The sequence below is a fragment of the Lacisediminimonas profundi genome (assembly GCF_008831265.1).
GTDB lineage: Bacteria > Pseudomonadota > Gammaproteobacteria > Burkholderiales > Burkholderiaceae_D > Lacisediminimonas > Lacisediminimonas profundi.
In genome coordinates, this window is record NZ_VTTH01000001.1 from 882,346 (window position 1) to 899,884 (window position 17,539).

At 62.9% G+C, this 17,539-nt stretch carries 15 protein-coding genes; 9 read left to right on the top strand and 6 right to left on the bottom strand.

What is annotated here, in order from left to right:
• The first annotated feature begins 48 nt into the window (after positions 1-48).
• From prpB to FVE66_RS04015, 6 genes are all read left to right on the top strand, one after another.
• Positions 49-939 (top strand): methylisocitrate lyase, encoded by an 891-nt coding sequence (gene prpB, locus FVE66_RS03990; protein WP_151446069.1) that lies wholly within the window; start codon positions 49-51, stop codon positions 937-939.
• Between the two features lie 17 nt (positions 940-956).
• Entirely contained in the window at positions 957-2,114 is a 1,158-nt protein-coding gene (gene prpC, locus FVE66_RS03995) for a bifunctional 2-methylcitrate synthase/citrate synthase (RefSeq protein WP_151446070.1), read from the top strand.
• 31 nt (positions 2,115-2,145) lie between these two features.
• On the top strand, positions 2,146-4,740 hold the full coding sequence (gene acnD / locus FVE66_RS04000) for a Fe/S-dependent 2-methylisocitrate dehydratase AcnD (RefSeq protein ID WP_151446071.1): 2,595 nt from the start codon (positions 2,146-2,148) through the stop codon (positions 4,738-4,740).
• A gap of 115 nt (positions 4,741-4,855) precedes the next feature.
• Positions 4,856-6,046: a 2-methylaconitate cis-trans isomerase PrpF gene (prpF, locus tag FVE66_RS04005; protein ID WP_151446072.1), complete on the top strand. Its 1,191-nt coding sequence runs from the start codon at positions 4,856-4,858 to the stop codon at positions 6,044-6,046.
• Positions 6,024-8,054 carry a propionate--CoA ligase gene (locus FVE66_RS04010; protein WP_421828993.1) on the top strand — a complete coding sequence of 677 codons (2,031 nt, stop codon included), beginning with the start codon at positions 6,024-6,026 and terminating at the stop codon, positions 8,052-8,054. The genes prpF and FVE66_RS04010 overlap by 23 nt, the downstream gene beginning before the upstream one ends.
• A gap of 219 nt (positions 8,055-8,273) precedes the next feature.
• The gene (locus FVE66_RS04015; RefSeq protein WP_151446074.1) at positions 8,274-8,534 is read left to right on the top strand and encodes a hypothetical protein; all 261 of its coding nucleotides are present in this window, start codon (positions 8,274-8,276) and stop codon (positions 8,532-8,534) included.
• A 38-nt stretch (positions 8,535-8,572) separates the two neighbouring features.
• On the opposite strand, the gene xth is transcribed toward FVE66_RS04015, so the two are convergent.
• The gene (xth, locus tag FVE66_RS04020; RefSeq protein ID WP_151446408.1) at positions 8,573-9,346 is read right to left on the bottom strand and encodes an exodeoxyribonuclease III; all 774 of its coding nucleotides are present in this window, start codon (positions 9,344-9,346) and stop codon (positions 8,573-8,575) included.
• Positions 9,347-9,481: 135 nt separating this feature from the next.
• Positions 9,482-10,984, bottom strand: a complete 1,503-nt coding sequence (locus tag FVE66_RS04025) for a leucyl aminopeptidase (RefSeq protein ID WP_151446075.1) — start codon at positions 10,982-10,984, stop codon at positions 9,482-9,484.
• Between the two features lie 42 nt (positions 10,985-11,026).
• Between FVE66_RS04025 and lptF the strand changes: the two genes are divergently transcribed.
• Genes lptF through FVE66_RS04040 form a run of 3 tightly spaced genes read left to right on the top strand, consistent with a single transcriptional unit; the run spans position 11,027 to position 13,726 of the window.
• Positions 11,027-12,157, top strand: coding sequence for an LPS export ABC transporter permease LptF (gene lptF, locus FVE66_RS04030; RefSeq protein WP_151446076.1), 1,131 nt, complete (start codon positions 11,027-11,029; stop codon positions 12,155-12,157).
• A 31-nt stretch (positions 12,158-12,188) separates the two neighbouring features.
• Entirely contained in the window at positions 12,189-13,328 is a 1,140-nt protein-coding gene (gene lptG / locus FVE66_RS04035; RefSeq protein ID WP_151446077.1) for an LPS export ABC transporter permease LptG, read from the top strand.
• Entirely contained in the window at positions 13,325-13,726 is a 402-nt protein-coding gene (locus FVE66_RS04040) for a sirohydrochlorin chelatase (protein ID WP_151446078.1), read from the top strand. Before lptG ends, FVE66_RS04040 begins: the two co-directional genes overlap by 4 nt.
• Positions 13,727-13,770: 44 nt before the next feature.
• On the opposite strand, the gene cobA is transcribed toward FVE66_RS04040, so the two are convergent.
• Genes cobA through FVE66_RS04060 form a run of 4 tightly spaced genes read right to left on the bottom strand, consistent with a single transcriptional unit; the run spans position 13,771 to position 17,538 of the window.
• Positions 13,771-14,484, bottom strand: coding sequence for a uroporphyrinogen-III C-methyltransferase (gene cobA, locus FVE66_RS04045; RefSeq protein ID WP_151446079.1), 714 nt, complete (start codon positions 14,482-14,484; stop codon positions 13,771-13,773).
• On the bottom strand, positions 14,484-15,809 hold the full coding sequence (locus FVE66_RS04050; RefSeq protein WP_151446080.1) for a sulfate adenylyltransferase subunit 1: 1,326 nt from the start codon (positions 15,807-15,809) through the stop codon (positions 14,484-14,486). Before FVE66_RS04050 ends, cobA begins: the two co-directional genes overlap by 1 nt.
• A complete protein-coding gene (gene cysD / locus FVE66_RS04055; protein WP_151446081.1) occupies positions 15,809-16,744 on the bottom strand; it encodes a sulfate adenylyltransferase subunit CysD in 936 nt (311 codons plus the stop codon). Before cysD ends, FVE66_RS04050 begins: the two co-directional genes overlap by 1 nt.
• Positions 16,741-17,538, bottom strand: coding sequence for a phosphoadenylyl-sulfate reductase (locus FVE66_RS04060; RefSeq protein WP_151446082.1), 798 nt, complete (start codon positions 17,536-17,538; stop codon positions 16,741-16,743). Before FVE66_RS04060 ends, cysD begins: the two co-directional genes overlap by 4 nt.
• Position 17,539 lies beyond the last annotated feature (1 nt).

A 17,539-nucleotide genomic window follows, 5' to 3' on the forward strand; every position in this document is an offset into this window, starting at 1 on the left:
GAAAGAGAGCCCGATTTTCTACAAAAACTGTCTATCTCAGGTGAAACCATGACGCTTCGTTCTGCCGGCGCTGCCTTGCGCCAGGCGCTAAAGGAAGAATCCCCGCTGCAAGTTGTCGGGGCAATCAATGCCAACCATGCACTGCTGGCCAAACGTGCCGGCTTCCGCGCCATCTACCTGTCCGGCGGCGGCGTTGCAGCGGGTTCGCTCGGCCTGCCGGATCTTGGCATCTCCAATCTGGACGACGTGCTGACCGACGTGCGCCGCATCACCGATGTGTGCGACCTGCCGCTGCTGGTGGATTGCGACACCGGTTTCGGTTCGTCGGCCTTCAATGTCGCGCGCACCGTGAAGTCGATGATCAAGTTCGGCGCCGGCGGCCTGCATATCGAAGACCAGGTCGGCGCCAAGCGCTGCGGTCATCGTCCCGGCAAGGAAATCGTCAGCAGCCAGGAGATGGTCGATCGCGTCAAGGCCGCAGTCGATGCCCGCACCGATCCCGATTTCGTCATCATGGCGCGCACCGACGCGCTCGCTGTCGAAGGCCTGAATGCGGCGATCGATCGCGCGCTGGCCTGCGTGGAAGCCGGCGCTGACATGATTTTCCCGGAAGCCATCACCGAGCTGTCGATGTACAAGCAATTTGCTGACGCGGTGAAGGTGCCCATCCTCGCCAACATCACTGAATTCGGCGCGACGCCGCTGTTCACCGTCGACGAACTGCGCAGCGCCGATGTCGGCATGGTGCTGTATCCGCTGTCCGCTTTCCGGGCAATGAACAAGGCCGCGGAAAACGTCTACACGTCGCTGCGCCGCGACGGCACGCAAAAGAACGTGGTTGACACCATGCAGACGCGCATGGAGCTGTACGACCGCATCAACTATCACGATTTCGAGCAGAAGCTGGATGCGCTCTTTGCCCAGCAGAAGTCCAAATAAGCACAGGAAACCAGATCATGAGTGAACAGAAACAGGCCCCCGCATTCAAGCCCAAGAAATCCGTCGCGCTGTCCGGCGTCGCTGCCGGCAATACTGCCCTGTGCACCGTCGGCAAGACCGGCAATGACTTGCACTATCGCGGCTACGACATCCTGGATGTCGCCGACACCTGCGAATTCGAAGAGATCGCCTACCTGCTGGTGCACGGCAAGCTGCCGACCTCGGCGGAACTGAAAGCGTACAAGGCCAAGCTGAAGGCGCTGCGCGGCCTGCCGGCGAGCGTGAAGGCTGTGCTGGAATGCCTGCCGGCATCGGCGCATCCGATGGATGTGATGCGCAGCGGCGTGTCGGCACTGGGTTGCGTGCTGCCGGAGAAGGATGACCACAATACCCCGGGTGCGCGCGACATCGCCGACCGCCTGATGGCCTCGCTCGGTTCGATGCTGCTGTACTGGTACCACTACAGCCACAACGGCAAGCGCATCGAGGTCGAGACCGACGACGACTCGATCGGCGCGCATTTCCTGCACCTGCTGCACGGCGAGAAGCCAGGCAAGCTGTGGGAAAAAGCCATGCACACTTCGCTGATCCTGTACGCGGAGCACGAGTTCAACGCATCGACCTTTGCCGCCCGCGTTGTCGCCGGCACCGGTTCCGACATCCACTCGGCGATCACCGGCGCCATCGGCGCGCTGCGCGGTCCCAAGCATGGCGGCGCCAATGAAGTTGCGTTCGAAATCCAGAAGCGCTATGACAATCCGGATGAAGCCGAAGCCGACGTCCGCCGCCGCGTCGAGAACAAGGAAGTCGTGATCGGTTTCGGACATCCGGTCTACACCGTTTCCGATCCGCGCAACAAGGTCATCAAGGAAGTTGCCCGCACGCTCTCCAAGGATGCCGGTTCGATGAAGATGTTCGACATCGCCGACCGCCTGGAAAGCGTGATGTGGGACGCCAAGAAAATGTTCCCGAACCTGGACTGGTTCTCGGCTGTCTCCTATCACATGATGGGCGTGCCGACGGCGATGTTCACACCCCTGTTCGTGATCGCGCGCACTTCCGGCTGGGCCGCGCACATCATCGAGCAGCGCATCGACAACAAGATCATTCGTCCGAGCGCGAACTATGTGGGGCCGGAAGACCTCAAATTCGTGCCGATCAAGAACCGCAAGTAAAGCACCTTCAAAGCCCCTTCAAAGCACCTTCATGAATACTGCACACCGCAAACCCTTGCCCGGCACCACGCTCGATTTTTTCGATGCGCGCGCCGCAGTCGATGCGATCGAGCCCGGCGCCTGGGACAAGCTGCCCTACACCTCGCGCGTGCTGGCCGAGAACCTGGTGCGCCGCTGTGATCCGGCGACGCTGGCTGCATCGCTTTCGCAACTGATCGAACGCAAGCAGGACCTGGATTTTCCGTGGTTTCCGGCGCGGGTGGTCTGTCACGACATCCTTGGCCAGACAGCGCTGGTCGACCTGGCCGGCTTGCGCGACGCCATCGCCTCGCAGGGTGGCGACCCGTCCCTGGTCAACCCGGTGGTGCCGACCCAGCTGGTGGTGGACCACTCCCTGGCGGTGGAGTGCGGTGGCTTCGACCCCGATGCCTTTACCCGCAACCGGGCCATCGAAGACCGCCGCAACGAAGACCGTTTCCATTTCATCGACTGGACCAAAAAAGCGTTCAGGAACGTTGATGTGATCCCCCCGGGCAACGGCATCCTGCACCAGATCAACCTGGAGCGCATGAGTCCCGTGGTGCAGGTGAGCGACGGCGTGGCCTATCCGGATACCCTGGTCGGCACCGACAGCCACACCCCGATGGTGGATGCGCTGGGCGTGATCGCCGTTGGTGTGGGTGGCCTGGAAGCGGAAACCGTGATGCTGGGCCGCGCCTCCTGGATGCGCTTGCCGGACATCATCGGCGTGCACTTGAGTGGCCGGGCCCAGCCCGGCATCACTGCCACCGACATCGTGCTGGCGCTGACCGAATTCCTGCGCAAGCACAAGGTGGTGTCGGCCTATCTCGAGTTCTTTGGTGAAGGCGCCAGCAGCCTGACGCTGGGCGACCGCGCGACGATTTCCAACATGGCGCCGGAGTTCGGGGCCACGGCAGCGATGTTCTACATCGACGAGCAGACCATCAAGTACCTGAAGCTCACCGGCCGCGATGACGAGCTGGTCAAGCTGGTGGAAACCTATGCCCGGCACACCGGCCTGTGGGCCGACAGCCTGAAGAGCGCCGAATACGAACGCGTGCTGAAGTTCGACCTGTCCTCGGTGGTGCGCAACATTGCCGGACCGAGCAATCCGCACAACCGGGTTCCGACTTCCGAACTGGCTGCGCGCGGCATTGCCGGCAAGGTGGAAAACGAGCCGGGCCTGATGCCGGACGGCGCCGTGATCATCGCGGCAATCACCAGCTGCACCAACACCAACAACCCGCGCAACATGATTGCGGCCGGCCTGCTGGCGCGCAATGCCAATCAGCGCGGCCTGACCCGCAAGCCGTGGGTGAAAAGCTCGCTGGCACCGGGTTCGAAGACCGTTGCCCTGTACCTGGAAGAAGCCGGCTTGCTGACGGACCTTGAGAAGCTGGGCTTTGGCGTGGTCGCATTTGCCTGCACTACCTGCAACGGCATGTCCGGTGCGCTCGACCCGGTGATCCAGAAGGAAATCGTGGATCGCGACCTGTACGCCACTGCCGTGCTCTCCGGCAACCGCAACTTCGACGGCCGCATCCACCCTTATGCCAAGCAGGCCTTCCTGGCTTCGCCGCCGCTGGTGGTGGCGTATGCGATCGCCGGCACCATCCGTTTCGACATCGAGAAAGACGTGCTCGGCATCGATGCCAATGGCAAGCCGGTCACGCTGAAGGACATCTGGCCGTCGGACGAGGAAATCGACGCGATCGTCGCCGAAAGCGTCAAGCCGGAGCAGTTCCGCAAGGTGTACATCCCGATGTTCGCCGCGCAGCAGGACAAGGGTGAGCAGGTGAGCCCACTTTACGACTGGCGCCCGAAGAGCACCTACATCCGCCGTCCGCCTTACTGGGAGGGAGCGCTGGCAGGTGCGCGCACGCTCAAGGGCATGCGTCCGCTGGCGGTGCTGGGCGACAACATCACTACCGACCACCTGTCGCCGTCCAATGCCATCATGCTCAACAGCGCAGCCGGCGAATACCTGGAAAAGATGGGCTTGCCCGAGGAGGACTTCAACTCCTACGCGACCCATCGCGGCGACCACCTGACCGCGCAGCGCGCCACCTTCGCCAATCCGACGCTGAAAAACGAAATGGTGCTGGAACACGGCAAGGTCAAGCCTGGCTCGCTGGCCCGCATCGAGCCGGAGGGCAAGGTGACCCGCATGTGGGAAGCGATCGAAACCTACATGGAGCGCAAGCAGCCGCTGATCGTGGTTGCCGGCGCCGACTATGGACAGGGCTCTTCGCGTGACTGGGCCGCCAAGGGCGTACGCCTGGCCGGCGTGGAAGCCATCGTCGCCGAGGGCTTCGAACGCATCCACCGTACCAACCTGGTCGGCATGGGCGTGCTGCCACTGGAGTTCAAGCCAGGTGTCAACCGCAAGACGCTGCACATTGACGGCACCGAAACGTACGACGTGGTGGGCGAACGCACGCCGCGCACCACGCTGACCCTGGTAATCACGCGCAAGAACGGCGAACGGGTGGAAGTGCCGGTGACCTGCCGCCTCGATACCGCGGAAGAAGTGGCGATCTACGAGGCAGGCGGCGTGCTGCAGCGCTTCGCCCAGGACTTCCTGGAATCGTCCAAGGCTGCTTGAAGCTGAACGCCGCCCTCCTTGTTCATCAAGGGGGGAGGCATTTGTTCCGAGCCGCTTTCGATTCCGCATTCGTTTCAGTTCTCGTTTCCGTTTCCGTTTTCAGGTAATCATCTCCATGGCACACGTACCCCAGATCAAGATTCCCGCCACCTACATGCGTGGCGGCACCAGCAAGGGCGTGTTCTTCCGCCTGCAGGATTTGCCCGCCGGCGCCCAGCTGCCAGGCGCGGCGCGCGATGCGTTGCTGCTGCGTGTCATCGGCAGCCCTGACCCTTACGGCAAGCAGATTGACGGCATGGGCGGTGCCACCTCCAGCACCAGCAAGACCGTCATCCTGTCAAAGAGCAGCCAGCCCGGCCACGACGTCGACTACCTGTTCGGCCAGGTCTCGATCGACAAGGCTTTTGTCGACTGGAGCGGCAACTGCGGCAACCTGTCCGCCGCGGTAGGGCCGTTCGCGATCAGCAACGGGCTGGTCGACGCCAGCCGCATTCCCGCGGACGGCGTGGCCATCGTGCGGATCTGGCAGGCAAACATCGCCAAGACCATCATCGCGCACGTTCCCATCACCAAGGGCGCGGTCCAGGAAACCGGCGACTTCGAGCTGGATGGCGTCACTTTCCCGGCTGCGGAAGTGCAACTTGAATTCATGGATCCGGCGGCCGAGGAAGAGGGCGCCGGCGGCGCCATGTTCCCGACCGGTAACCTGGTCGACGATCTGGAAGTGCCCGGTGTCGGCACCCTGAAGGCCACCATGATCAATGCCGGCATCCCCACCATCTTCCTGAACGCGGAAGCGATCGGCTACACCGGCACCGAGTTGCAGGACGCCATCAACAACGATACCCGCGCGCTGGAAATGTTCGAGACGATACGCGCCCATGGCGCCGTGCGCATGGGCCTGATCAAGCACATCGACGAAGCAGCGAAACGCCAGCACACGCCGAAGGTCGCCTTCGTCGCGCCGCCGGCCGCTTATGTCGCCTCCAGCGGCAAGCCGGTCGGTGCCGGCGACGTCGACCTGCTGGTGCGCGCCCTGTCGATGGGCAAGCTGCATCATGCGATGATGGGCACCGCAGCGGTTGCGATCGGCACCGCCGCGGCAATACCGGGCACGCTGGTCAACCTCGCTGCCGGCGGCGGTGCGCGCAATGCGGTGCGCTTCGGCCATCCCTCTGGCACCTTGCGGGTCGGCGCGGAAGCGGTCCAGGCCAATGGCGAATGGAGCGTGAGCAAGGCCATCATGAGCCGCAGCGCCCGGGTGCTGATGGAAGGCTGGGTACGTGTGCCCGGCGACGCCTTCTGACCAGCAGCAAACACAGCAGACACTGCAGCAAGCACAGCAAACGCAGCATAGAGGCCGGGGACACGGCTGCTGCAAGGATTCAACCCAATCGGGAGACGATATGAACTACCAGCAGTTCTACAAGAAATCCGTCGACAATCCTCAGGAATTCTGGGGCGAGGAAGCGCGGCGCATCCACTGGCATGCCCCGTACACGCGGGTGCTGGACGACTCGAACACGCCGTTCAACAAATGGTTCGTCGGCGGGCAGACCAACCTCTGCTACAACGCGGTCGACCGCTGGGTCGAAAGCCAGGGCGACAGCCCGGCATTGATCGCCGTGTCGACCGAGACCGCAGCTGACGGCCTGCCGGTGGAGAAGATCTACAGCTTCCGCGAATTGCAGGCGGAAGTGGAGCGCGCGGCAGCGATGATGCAGGCGCTGGGCGTGGTGCGCGGCGACCGCGTTCTGGTCTACATGCCGATGATCGCCGAGGCGACTTTTGCGATGCTGGCCTGCGCCCGCATTGGCGCCGTGCATTCGGTGGTGTTCGGCGGCTTCGCAGCCAATAGCCTGGCCACCCGCATCGATGATGCCAAGCCCAAGCTGATCGTGTCCGCAGATGCCGGCTCGCGCGCCGGCAGGCCGGTGCCTTACAAGCCGCTGCTGGACGAGGCGATCCGGCTGGCCACGCACAAGCCGGAGCATGTGCTGCTGGTCAATCGCCAACTGGTTCCGATGCAGTTGACGCCAGGGCGTGACGTCGACTATGGAACACTGCGCGAGCAGCATATCAACGCTCGCGTGCCGGTCACCTGGCTCGAATCGAACGATATCTCGTACATTCTTTACACCTCGGGCACCACCGGCAAGCCCAAGGGTGTGCAGCGCGATGTCGGCGGCTACGCCGTGGCACTGGCCTCGTCGATGCAGCATGTCTATTGCGGCAAGCCGGGCGAGACCTTTTTCGCCACCTCCGACATCGGCTGGGTGGTAGGCCATTCCTACATCGTCTACGGTCCGCTGATTGCCGGCATGGCGACCATCATGTACGAAGGGCTGCCGATCCGCCCGGACGCCGGCATCTGGTGGAACCTGGTCGAGAAATACCGGGTAACGCGCATGTTCTCGGCACCGACTGCCATTCGCGTGCTGAGGAAGCAGCCGCCCGAATTCATGCGTCAGTACGACTTGTCGTCGCTGCAGGCGCTGTACCTGGCCGGCGAACCGCTGGACGAAACCACCTCTGCCTGGATTGCCGGCGAGCTGGGCGTTCCGGTGATCGACAATTACTGGCAGACCGAAACCGGCTGGCCGATCCTGTCGGTGGCCAAGGGTATCGAGGACACGCCCACGCGGCTTGGCAGCCCGGGCCTGCCGATGCCGGGCTTCAAGGTCAAGATCGTCAACGAATTGAATGGACAGGCTTGCGGGGCGAACGAGAAGGGCGTGGTTGCCATCGAGGCGCCATTGCCGCCGGGCTGCATGCAGACGGTGTTTGGCGACGACAAGCGCTTCGTCGATACATACTGGTCGAATTTCAGCAACGAGCAGCTGTATTCCACCTTTGACTGGGGCATCCGCGATTCGGACGGCTATTACTTCATCCTCGGCCGCACCGACGATGTCATCAACGTCGCCGGCCACCGGCTCGGCACCCGCGAAATCGAGGAGAGCATCTCCAGCCATCCGAACGTGTCCGAGGTGGCCGTGGTCGGCGTGGAGGACAAGCTCAAGGGACAGGTTGCAGTGGCTTTCGTCATTCCCAAGGACGCCGCAGCCATGGAGACTACCGAGAGCCGGCGGCTGATGGAAATGGAAGTCATGGGCGTGGTTGACCGCCAGCTCGGCGCCGTGGCCCGGCCGTCGCGGGTTCACCTGGTCAGCCTGCTGCCGAAGACCCGCTCCGGCAAGTTGCTGCGGCGGGCAGTGCAGGCAATTTGCGAAGGGCGCGATGCCGGCGACCTGACGACCATCGAAGATCCGGCCTCACTGGCGCAGATCCGCGAGGCCGTTGCCAAGGGCTGAACTCGTCGCACACGGCCGGCTGTTCAATCTTGCGGCGGATTGGAGCCGGCCGATTTTTAGCCAGCAGTTTTTAGTCAGCAGTTTTTAGTCAGCAGTTTTTAGTCAGCCGGTTTTAGCCAGCCGGTTTTAGCCAGCCGGTTTCAGCCAGCCGGTTCTAGCCAGCGTATACTGGGGTTCACGGCTGGCGCGCCTGCGCCGGCTTCAACGTCGGAGTCTCAATTGCGTGCCACCAGAGCCAGCACCGCTGTCGAACGCCTGAACAAGCGCTGCCCGGATCAGCATCACTCGATGGTGCGCGGGTCGGACAACCTGTTCCACCTGGTGCTGGTGGACGAGCAGGGCCGCCAGAAGAAAGTCAGTGAGCCGATGGAACAGGACGAATTCGTCAGGTACGTCAATGCACTGGGGCCGCAGGCGCCGAAACGGGTCAGCAAGCTTGACGAGAGTTTCGAAGCCCAGTTGCGCCGTACCCGGAGCTGACTGGAGCGGACCGAATCTGATTGCCTGCAGCCCGGCCGTCAGGCCGGATCGGCCAGCGTCGCGATCACCGGCGCATGGTCAGACGGCTGTTCCCATTTGCGCGGCCCGCGGTCGATGGTGCATGCGGTGCAGCGCGCAGCCAGCGGCGGCGACAGCAGGATATGGTCGATGCGCAAGCCCATGTTGCGGCGGAACGCCAGCATCCGGTAATCCCACCAGCTATAGGTCTTTTCCGGTTGCTCGAACATGCGGAATGCATCCGTCAGTTCCATTTCCTGTAGCCGCCTGAATGCGGCCTTTTCCGGTTCTGAAAACAAGACCTTGCCGGCCCATAGCGCCGGATCGTGCACGTCAGCCTCGGCCGGCGCGATGTTGTAGTCGCCCAGCAGCGCCAGCTGCTTGTTGTCGCGCAATTCCGCAGCAATCCATTCGTGCAGCGCATCCAGCCAGCGCAGCTTGTACTCGTACTTGTCGGATCCGACTTCCTGCCCGTTCGGCACATAGGCGCACACCACCCGCATGCCTTCTACCGTTGCCGCGATGATCCGCATTTGCTCATCGGGGAACAGCGGGTTGTTCACCGTGACCTGTTCCAGCGGATGGCGCGACAGGATGGCGACGCCGTTATAGGTTTTCTGCCCGGCATAAGCGACCTGAAACCCGGCCGCTTCTATTTCAGCCACCGGGAATTTGTCATCGGTGAGCTTGGTTTCCTGCAGGCAGAGCACGTCGACCGGGCTTTCTTCCAGCCAGCGCAGTACTTGCGGAAGGCGGACTTTCAGGGAGTTGACGTTCCAGGTGGCAATTTTCAATTTGTGCTTTTCCATTTCGCAGGCGTGCAGTATGAGCAACGGGCTGTGCTTTCAACGCCTGACGCGCTATGCAAGGGGGCGCGTTCGTGCGACGGGAAAGCCGTTCTTCGACCCCCGTCGCCCTGACTGCCGTCCCTATTTCCCTGCGCGGTTGATCAGGAATGTCGTCAACAAGGGCACTGGCCGGCCGGTTGCGCCTTTTGCCGCGCCGTTCTTCCACGCCGTACCTGCGATATCCAGGTGGGCCCATGTGTACTTGCGTGTGTAACGCTCCAGGAAGCACGCCGCCGTGATGCTGCCTGCCGGCGGTCCGCCGATATTCGCCATGTCGGCAAAATTCGACTTCAATTGCTCCTGGTAGCTGTCCTCGATCGGCAGGCGCCAGGCGGTGTCGCCGGTCGCCTTGCCTGCTGCGATCAGCTCGGCCGCCAAGGCATCGTGTGCCTCGTCATGACGGGTGAACAATCCGGAGTTGTGGTGGCCGAGCGCGGTGATGCAGGCACCGGTCAGTGTTGCCACGTCAACCACCGCAGCCGGGTTGAAGCGTTCTGCATAGGTCAGCGCGTCGCACAGGATCAGCCGGCCCTCGGCGTCGGTATTCAGGATCTCGATGGTCTGGCCCGACATCGAGGTCACGATGTCGCCCGGTCGGGTGGCCGTGCCGGATGGCATGTTCTCGCAGCTCGGGATCACGGCGATCACGTTCAGCTTGAGCTTCATCCGGCCGACTGCGCGCATGGTGCCCAGTACCGACCCGGCGCCGCACATGTCGTATTTCATCTCGTCCATGTTGGCGCCCGGTTTGAGCGAAATGCCGCCGGTATCAAAGGTGATGCCCTTGCCGACCAGGACCACCGGCGCATCCTTGGGCTTGCCGCCCATGTGCCTGAGCACGATGAATTTCGGCGGTTCCTGGGTGCCGCTGGTGACCGACAGGAAGCTGCCCATTTTGAGGGCCTGGATCTGCTTGCGGTCAAGTACTTCCACGGCCATGCCGAACTCGCTGCCGAGTTCGCGTGCAGTCGTGGCCAGGTAGGTCGGGGTGCAGACGTTGGCGGGCAGGTTGCCCAGCGTCTTGGTGAGGTCCATGCCATCGGCAATCGCCGCAGCCTGGGTGACCGCGGTCTTGGCCGTGGCAGAAGCGGTGGCGGGCACGGCAAATGCGACCTTGCGCACGCCGTTAGCGGCTGAATCTTTCCGGCTCTTGAGCTGGTCGAAACGGTAGACGCTGTCGCGCAGGGCGATGACGACGCTGCGCAGGCACCAGGTGGCGTCGCGATCCTTCACATCGTCCAGCGGCAGGGCGACGATGGCGTCGCTCGATCCCAGTGTCTGGAAGCTGCGGGCGATGGCTTGCGCGGCGCTGTTGAAATCCTTGCTGCTGACCTCGCCCTGGCGGCCCAGGCCTACCAGCAGTATGCGGTCGGCGCGGCCGCCGGTGTTCCGCAGCAGCAGCGTGGTGCCCGCCTTGCCGGTGATGTCGCCGGACTTCACGGCATTGCTGATGACGTGATCGAGGTCGAGCGCAAGGGCGTGTTCGGAGAGCTTCCTGTCCTCGAAAATTCCGACAGCAATGCAACCGCCCTTGAGCTGGGCGATGGCGTTTTTTCCGTCAAAAGTTTTTATGCTAAAGTCCATGACCGCTCCTGAGTGAATCCAGCAATTATAGAGCCTATCCCCATGATTTTTCAGCGCGCCCTTCGACGTGAGTTGATCAGTAACGCCGGCGCCGTATTCACCACGCTGTTCACGATCACGATCACCGTGATGCTGATCCGGATACTCGGACAGGCTGCGGGTGGCCAGGTGGCTTCCCGTGACGTCGTTGCGCTGATCGGCTTCTCGGCATTGAATTACCTTCCGGTCCTGTTGATCCTGACCGGTTTCGTTTCTGTACTGCTGGTCGTCACCCGCAGTTACCAGGACTCGGAGATGGTGGTGTGGTTTGCCTCCGGACTGAGTCTTTCACGCTGGATCCGGCCGGTGCTGGGCTTTGGCGCGCCGGTCGTCATCCTGACTGCCGTCCTCAGCTTTTTCGTCACGCCATGGGCGAACCGGCAGAGCGCCGAATTCCGCGAGCGCTTTGAACAGCGCGAGGACGTTTCGCGCATCGCGCCAGGCAAGTTCCAGGAGTCGGCGTCGGGCGATCGGGTTTTCTTCGTCGAGGGCCTGGCCAACGACGCCACCCGCGTGCGCAACGTGTTCGTGAATTCGGTCCGCGATGGCAAGACCAGCGTGGTCGCCGCGCGCGAGGGCCGCATCGAGTTCGACAAGCGCGGCGACAAATTCCTGATCCTGCAGAACGGGCGCCGTTATGACGGCACGCCCAGCGAGCCCGATTTCCAGCTGATGCAGTTCGAACGCTACGGCGTGCTGGTGGCGCAGGCATCGCGTGTCGCCGACGGCGACCGTTCGGCGCGGGCGCTGTCCACTGCAAGGCTGATCGCCGATCCCAATCCGTTCAACCGGGGCGAGCTGTTATGGAGAATTGCCTTGCCGCTCATGTGCATTGTCCTGATGCTGCTGGCGGTGCCGCTGGGCTTCGTCAATCCGCGCGGCGGCCGCTCCGCCAACCTGCTGGTCGCGTTGTTCCTGTTTGTGGTCTACAGCAACACGGTCAGCATATTCCAGGCTGCGGTCGTTCAGAAGCGGATGGGCCTGTTCGAAGCGCTGTGGCCGGCACACGTGGTCGCGGCGCTGCTGGTACTGGTGCTGTTCCTGTGGCGAATCAATGTGAACAGCCCGCGCCATCCGCTGGTGTGGTGGAGCCGGCTCAAGCGCGCGCGCCTGCTGCGCAAGGAAGGTGCCTGATGCGCTGCCATTCATCTTGCCGGGCACGATCATGAGTATCCTGCAGCGCTATCTGGCGCGCGAAATCATCCGATCGGTCAGCTTCGTGCTGGTGGCCTTCCTTGCCCTGTTTGCATTCTTCGACCTGATGAACGAGCTGCAGTCGGTGGGCAAGGGCGGGTACAAGCTGCAGCATGCGTTTGCCTACGTCGTGCTGGGCTTGCCCGGGTATGCCTACGAGCTGATGCCGATCGCCGCCCTGATCGGCACCATCTACGTGCTGGCGCAAATGGCCGCCCGCTCCGAGTTCACCATCATGCGCGTGTCGGGCATGTCCACCATGCGGGCCGGGCGCATGCTGGCCGTGATCGCCGTGCTGTTTTCGGCGTTGACACTGCTCTTTGGTGAAGTGATTTCGCCGCGCGCAAGCGACATGGCGGAGCGCTTGAAGCTGGAGCTGCGCGGCACCGCGCTGTCGCAACAGTTTCGTTCCGGACTCTGGGCCAAGGACGTGGTGCGCGAGAAGGGGGTGACCGGACGCACCATCGGTTCCCGATTCCTGAACGTGCGTGAAGTCCGGTTCGACGGCGAGCTGCTGGATTTGAAGATTTATGAATTCGACCGCGAATTCCGGATGACCCGGGTGGTTTCAGCCGCCAGGGCGCAGTACGTCGGCGACAACACCTGGAACCTTGCCGATGTGGCGCAGACCTCGTTTCCGGCATCCGGGGCGGTGCTGTCGATGGATGAGCTGGCAGGTGTGAAGACGACCAAGTCCGCCGCCGGCACGCTGGTGTCCGAGGTGACGCCGGATATCCTCGCGGTCCTGTTCGCCGATCCTGACCGCATGTCGGCCTACGACCTGTCGGCATACACCCGGCATCTGGCCGAGAACCAGCAGCGCACCGAGCGCTATGAAATTGCATACTGGAAGAAACTGACCTACCCGTTCGCCGTGTTCGTGATGATGGCGCTGGCCCTGCCATTCGCCTACATGCAGGCCCGGGCTGGTGGCGTCAGCCTGAAAATTTTTGCGGGAATCATGCTGGGCGTGTCGTTCCAGCTGATCAACAGCCTGTTCGCGCACATTGGCCTGCTCAATACCTGGCCGCCGTTCGCGACCGCGGTGCTGCCGAGCGTGCTGTTCTTCCTGATTGCGATCGGATCGCTGGTGTGGGTGGAGAGACGATGATGAAACAAGCCCTGGTCCTGTTTGCACACGGTGCGCGTGATCCGCGCTGGGCGGAACCTTTCCGGAAACTGGCCGATCGGGTTCAGTCGCAACGGCCTGATATCGTCGTGACGTTGGCGTTCCTGGAACTGATGTCGCCGCGGCTTCCCGAGTGCGTGGCGCAGTTGCTGGAGCAGGGCTGCGACCGTATCAGCGTGGTGCCGGTATTCCTCGGGCAGGGCGGGCATGTGCTGCGCGACCTGCCGCTGTTGATCGGGCAATTGCGCCAGGATCATCCGCAATTGCAGATCGATGTCGCGCAGGCAGTGGGGGAGGATGATTCGGTGCAGGAGGCGATGGCACGGTATTGCGTTGGAACCTTGTCGGCGCAGCAGGCAGGAATGCCGGGCGCCGAATAGCGCCCGCACAGGCGTATAAGTTCCGCGCGGTCAGTACCGCACCATCAGGTCCGCGCTCCGAGCGCATCCCCGATCATCACCAGTACCGGTCCGGTACAGGTTTCGATGCCTTGCCGCAGGCCGCCCAGCGTCAGGTGGGCGATTCGTTGCTCTGGCAGGCTGCAACTTTCCACGATCACCACTGGCGTGTCGGGCGAACGGCCCTGGGCCAGCAAGCGCTCGGCGGTGGTGATCGCTTCCCGCCCGCCCATGTACTGCACGATGGTGTCGCAGTCCGGCAGCGTCGTTTGTTCCGGCTGGCCGGGCGCTGTCGCCGACGTGAAAAATGCCACGCTGCGAGCGATGCCGCGCTTGGTCAGCGGCTGTTTCGCCGCCGCGGCCGCCGCCAGCGCCGCGGTAATGCCCGGAACGATCTCGACCTCGATGCCATGCGCTTCCAGCGCGCGCAACTCTTCGTCCGCTCGCCCGAACATCATCGGATCGCCGCCCTTGAGCCGAACCACCTGTTTGTATTCGCGGGCACAGGCAATCAGCTTTTCATTGATTTCCAGCTGCGCGGTGGAGCGCTGGCCGGAGCGTTTGCCGACCGGAATTTTCACTGCTTGCGGACACAGCGCAAGCATGTCGGGGGTGACCAGTGCGTCATACAGCACCACGTCGGCCAAGGCCAGTATCCGGGCTCCGCGCAGCGTGATCAGGTCAGCGGCGCCGGGGCCGGCGCCGATCAGGGTGACCTTGCCGTATGACCTGTCCGCCATCAGGGCAGCCGTATCATGCCGGCGGCGACGGTCTGGTGCGTCACTTCGTCGATCAGGATGAACGACCCGGTGGTGCGGGACTGGTCGTAGGAGTCGACCGCCAGCGCCTGCTGCACGCTGAGCTGGACCCGTCCAATGCCGTTCAGCGCCAGGGCGGCCGCCGGCTGGCGTTGCTGGGAATTGATGTCCAGCACCCAATCGAGTGCGGTGACACGCGCCACCACTTGCCGGGTGGTGTGCTTGAGCCAGTATTTGCGGCCCAGGTCGAGCGGCTCTTCCGACAGCCAGCACAGGTCGGCGGCCAGGCTTTTTGCGACCACTGCCGGCGCACCGGAGGCGGCCAGCATGTCGCCGCGCGAAATGTCGAGATATTCGTCGACCAGCAAGGTGATCGACTGGCCAGCGATGGCCGTTTCCAGGGACCCGTCAAAAGTCAGGATTTCCTTCACCGTGGCGGCCTGTCCGCCCGGCTGCACGACCAGCTTGTCTCCCTTGCTGACGCTGCCCGCTTCGATGCGCCCCATGTAGCCACGGAAGTCGTTTGCCTCGTGGCCGTTGTGGCGCGCCACCAGCTGCACCGGAAAGCGGAAATCGGCGCTTTCGGCTTCGTCGTGGACCGGCAGCGATTCCAGCAGTTCGATCAGGGTCGGGCCCTGGTACCAGGGCATGTTGTCGCCGGGCGTAACGACGTTGTCACCGGTGAGCGCCGACATTGGAATCGGACGAATGTCTTCCAGCCCGAGTTGCGTGGCGAAGGCGCGGTAGGCCTCGACGATGCGATTGTAGACATCCTGGTCATAGCCGACCAGGTCCATCTTGTTGACGGCAACCACTACATGATCGATCTTCAGCAGGTGCGCTATCGTGGAGTGGCGCTTGGTCTGGATCAGCAATTCCACGCTGCCATCCTCGCCCAGCTTCACTTTCGAGACGTCGATCAGGATGATGACGGCATCGGCGGTGGAGGCGCCGGTGACCATGTTGCGGGTGTACTGCTCGTGTCCCGGCGTGTCGGCAATGATGAACTTGCGTTTCGGGGTGGCGAAGTAGCGGTAGGCGACATCGATCGTGATGCCCTGCTCGCGTTCGGCTTCCAGGCCATCGGTCAGCAGCGACAGGTCGACGGTGTCGCCGACCGTTCGCTTGTGGCGCGCGCGTGAAATTGCATCGAGCTGGTCGGCGAAAATTCCCTTGCTGTCGAACAGCAGGCGCCCGATCAGCGTGCTCTTGCCATCGTCCACGGAGCCGGCGGTAATGAAGCGCAGCAGCCCGCGTTCAGCGTGCTGCACGGGACGGGTAATGTGTTTTTCGGCAACGGCGTTCATCAGAAATATCCTTCTTTCTTGCGTCTTTCCATCGAGGCTTCGGAGGTCTGGTCGTCCATTCGCGTGGCGCCTCGCTCGGTGATTTGCGTGATTGCCGTTTCCGCGATTATCGCATCAACCGTGGCCGCGTCGGAAGCGACCGGGCAGGTGCAGGAAATGTCGCCCACGGTGCGGAAGCGCACGCTGCGGGTCTCGACTGTTTCTCCCGCGCGCGGTGGCGTCAGCGGCGTCAGCGGCACCAGCAGGCCGTTGCGCGGAATGACCTGGCGCTGATGGGAAAAATAGATCGCTGGCAGTTCCAGTTGTTCGCGGGCGATGTACTGCCAGACGTCGAGTTCGGTCCAGTTCGATATCGGAAACACGCGCATGTTCTCGCCGGGGTGGACGCGGGTGTTGTAGAGGTCCCAGAGTTCGGGACGCTGGGCCTTCGGATCCCATTGGCCAAATTCATCGCGGAAGGAAAAAATCCGTTCCTTGGCGCGTGCCTTTTCCTCGTCGCGGCGGGCGCCGCCGATGCAGGCGTCGAACTTGTACTGGGCAATGGTCTCGAGCAGGGTCACTGCCTGGGCAGCATTGCGCGAGTCGGTCTGCGGATTGCGCAGGCGCACGGTGCCGCGGCGGATGGAGTCTTCCACCGAGCCGACGATCAGGCGCTCGCCCAGTTCGGCCACGCGCTGGTCGCGAAAAGCGATTACTTCGTCAAAATTGTGTCCGGTATCGACGTGCACCAGCGGGAACGGGAATTTTCCCGGGCGGAAGGCTTTCTCGGCGATGCGAAGCAGGACCACCGAGTCCTTGCCGCCGGAGAAAAGAAGGGCCGGGTTGCTGCACTCGGCAGCGACCTCGCGCATGATGTGGATCGCTTCCGATTCCAGCCAGTCCAGATGCGCCTTGCTCGCCATCTGCTGCAATCCCCTGTCGACTACCGTATTCATGATTCCGATCCTTCAGTTTTCCCGCTCGTTGTTTCCACGCTTGTTGCTACGTTCGTTGCCACGCCTGTTGCTTGCACTTTGATGATCCTCGTCAGCTTGCCGTCAACCATGTGCAGTCCGCACTCCCTGGACTGCGGGTCTTCCCACCACCAGCGGCCGGCCCTGACGTCTTCACCAGGCTGGATGGGACGGGTGCACGGTTCGCAGCCTATGGATGGATAACCCCGGTCATGCAGCGGGTTGTACGGGACCTTGTTGCCGCGGATGTAATGCCACACGTCCTGTTCCGACCAGTCGGCCAGCGGATTGAACTTCGTCATCCGGTGCGCTTCGTCACGCTCCTGCACCGCAAGTTCGGTGCGAGTGGCTGATTGAGCCCGGCGCTGGCCGGTAATCCACGCATTGTTTCCGTCCAGTGCCCGCCCGAGCGGCTCTACCTTGCGGATGCGGCAGCATTCCTTGCGCAGTTCGACGCTGTCGTAGAAGGCGTCCTTGCCGTGGTCCGACACCCAGGCTTCGACTGCATCCGACTGGGGCCGGTACAGCGTGACCTGGTAGCCGTAATGCTGGTGGATGCGGTCGATCATGCCCAGCGTTTCGGCATGCAGGCGGCCAGTGTCCAGCGAGAAGATCGTGATTGGCAACCCGGTGCGCAGGATCAGGTCGGTCAGGACCATGTCCTCGGCAGCCAGGCTGGAGGCGAACACCGCCGGCGAAAAATCCGATGCGATGCGTCCAAGCGTCAGCCTGGTCTGCGCGACCAGTTCATCATGTCGGGCGGTGTCGTCGCTCATG

Bases quoted from the DNA above. Each gene is read 5' to 3' on its own strand.
- prpB (WP_151446069.1), top strand. From the start codon at position 49: ATGACGCTTCGTTCTGCCGGCGCTGCCTTGCGCCAGGCGCTAAAGGAA.
- prpC (WP_151446070.1), top strand. From the start codon at position 957: ATGAGTGAACAGAAACAGGCCCCCGCATTCAAGCCCAAGAAATCCGTC.
- acnD (WP_151446071.1), top strand. From the start codon at position 2,146: ATGAATACTGCACACCGCAAACCCTTGCCCGGCACCACGCTCGATTTT.
- prpF (WP_151446072.1), top strand. From the start codon at position 4,856: ATGGCACACGTACCCCAGATCAAGATTCCCGCCACCTACATGCGTGGC.
- FVE66_RS04025 (WP_151446075.1), bottom strand. From the start codon at position 10,984: ATGGACTTTAGCATAAAAACTTTTGACGGAAAAAACGCCATCGCCCAG.
- lptF (WP_151446076.1), top strand. From the start codon at position 11,027: ATGATTTTTCAGCGCGCCCTTCGACGTGAGTTGATCAGTAACGCCGGC.
- lptG (WP_151446077.1), top strand. From the start codon at position 12,189: ATGAGTATCCTGCAGCGCTATCTGGCGCGCGAAATCATCCGATCGGTC.
- FVE66_RS04040 (WP_151446078.1), top strand. From the start codon at position 13,325: ATGATGAAACAAGCCCTGGTCCTGTTTGCACACGGTGCGCGTGATCCG.
- cobA (WP_151446079.1), bottom strand. From the start codon at position 14,484: ATGGCGGACAGGTCATACGGCAAGGTCACCCTGATCGGCGCCGGCCCC.
- FVE66_RS04050 (WP_151446080.1), bottom strand. From the start codon at position 15,809: ATGAACGCCGTTGCCGAAAAACACATTACCCGTCCCGTGCAGCACGCT.
- cysD (WP_151446081.1), bottom strand. From the start codon at position 16,744: ATGAATACGGTAGTCGACAGGGGATTGCAGCAGATGGCGAGCAAGGCG.
- FVE66_RS04060 (WP_151446082.1), bottom strand. From the start codon at position 17,538: ATGAGCGACGACACCGCCCGACATGATGAACTGGTCGCGCAGACCAGG.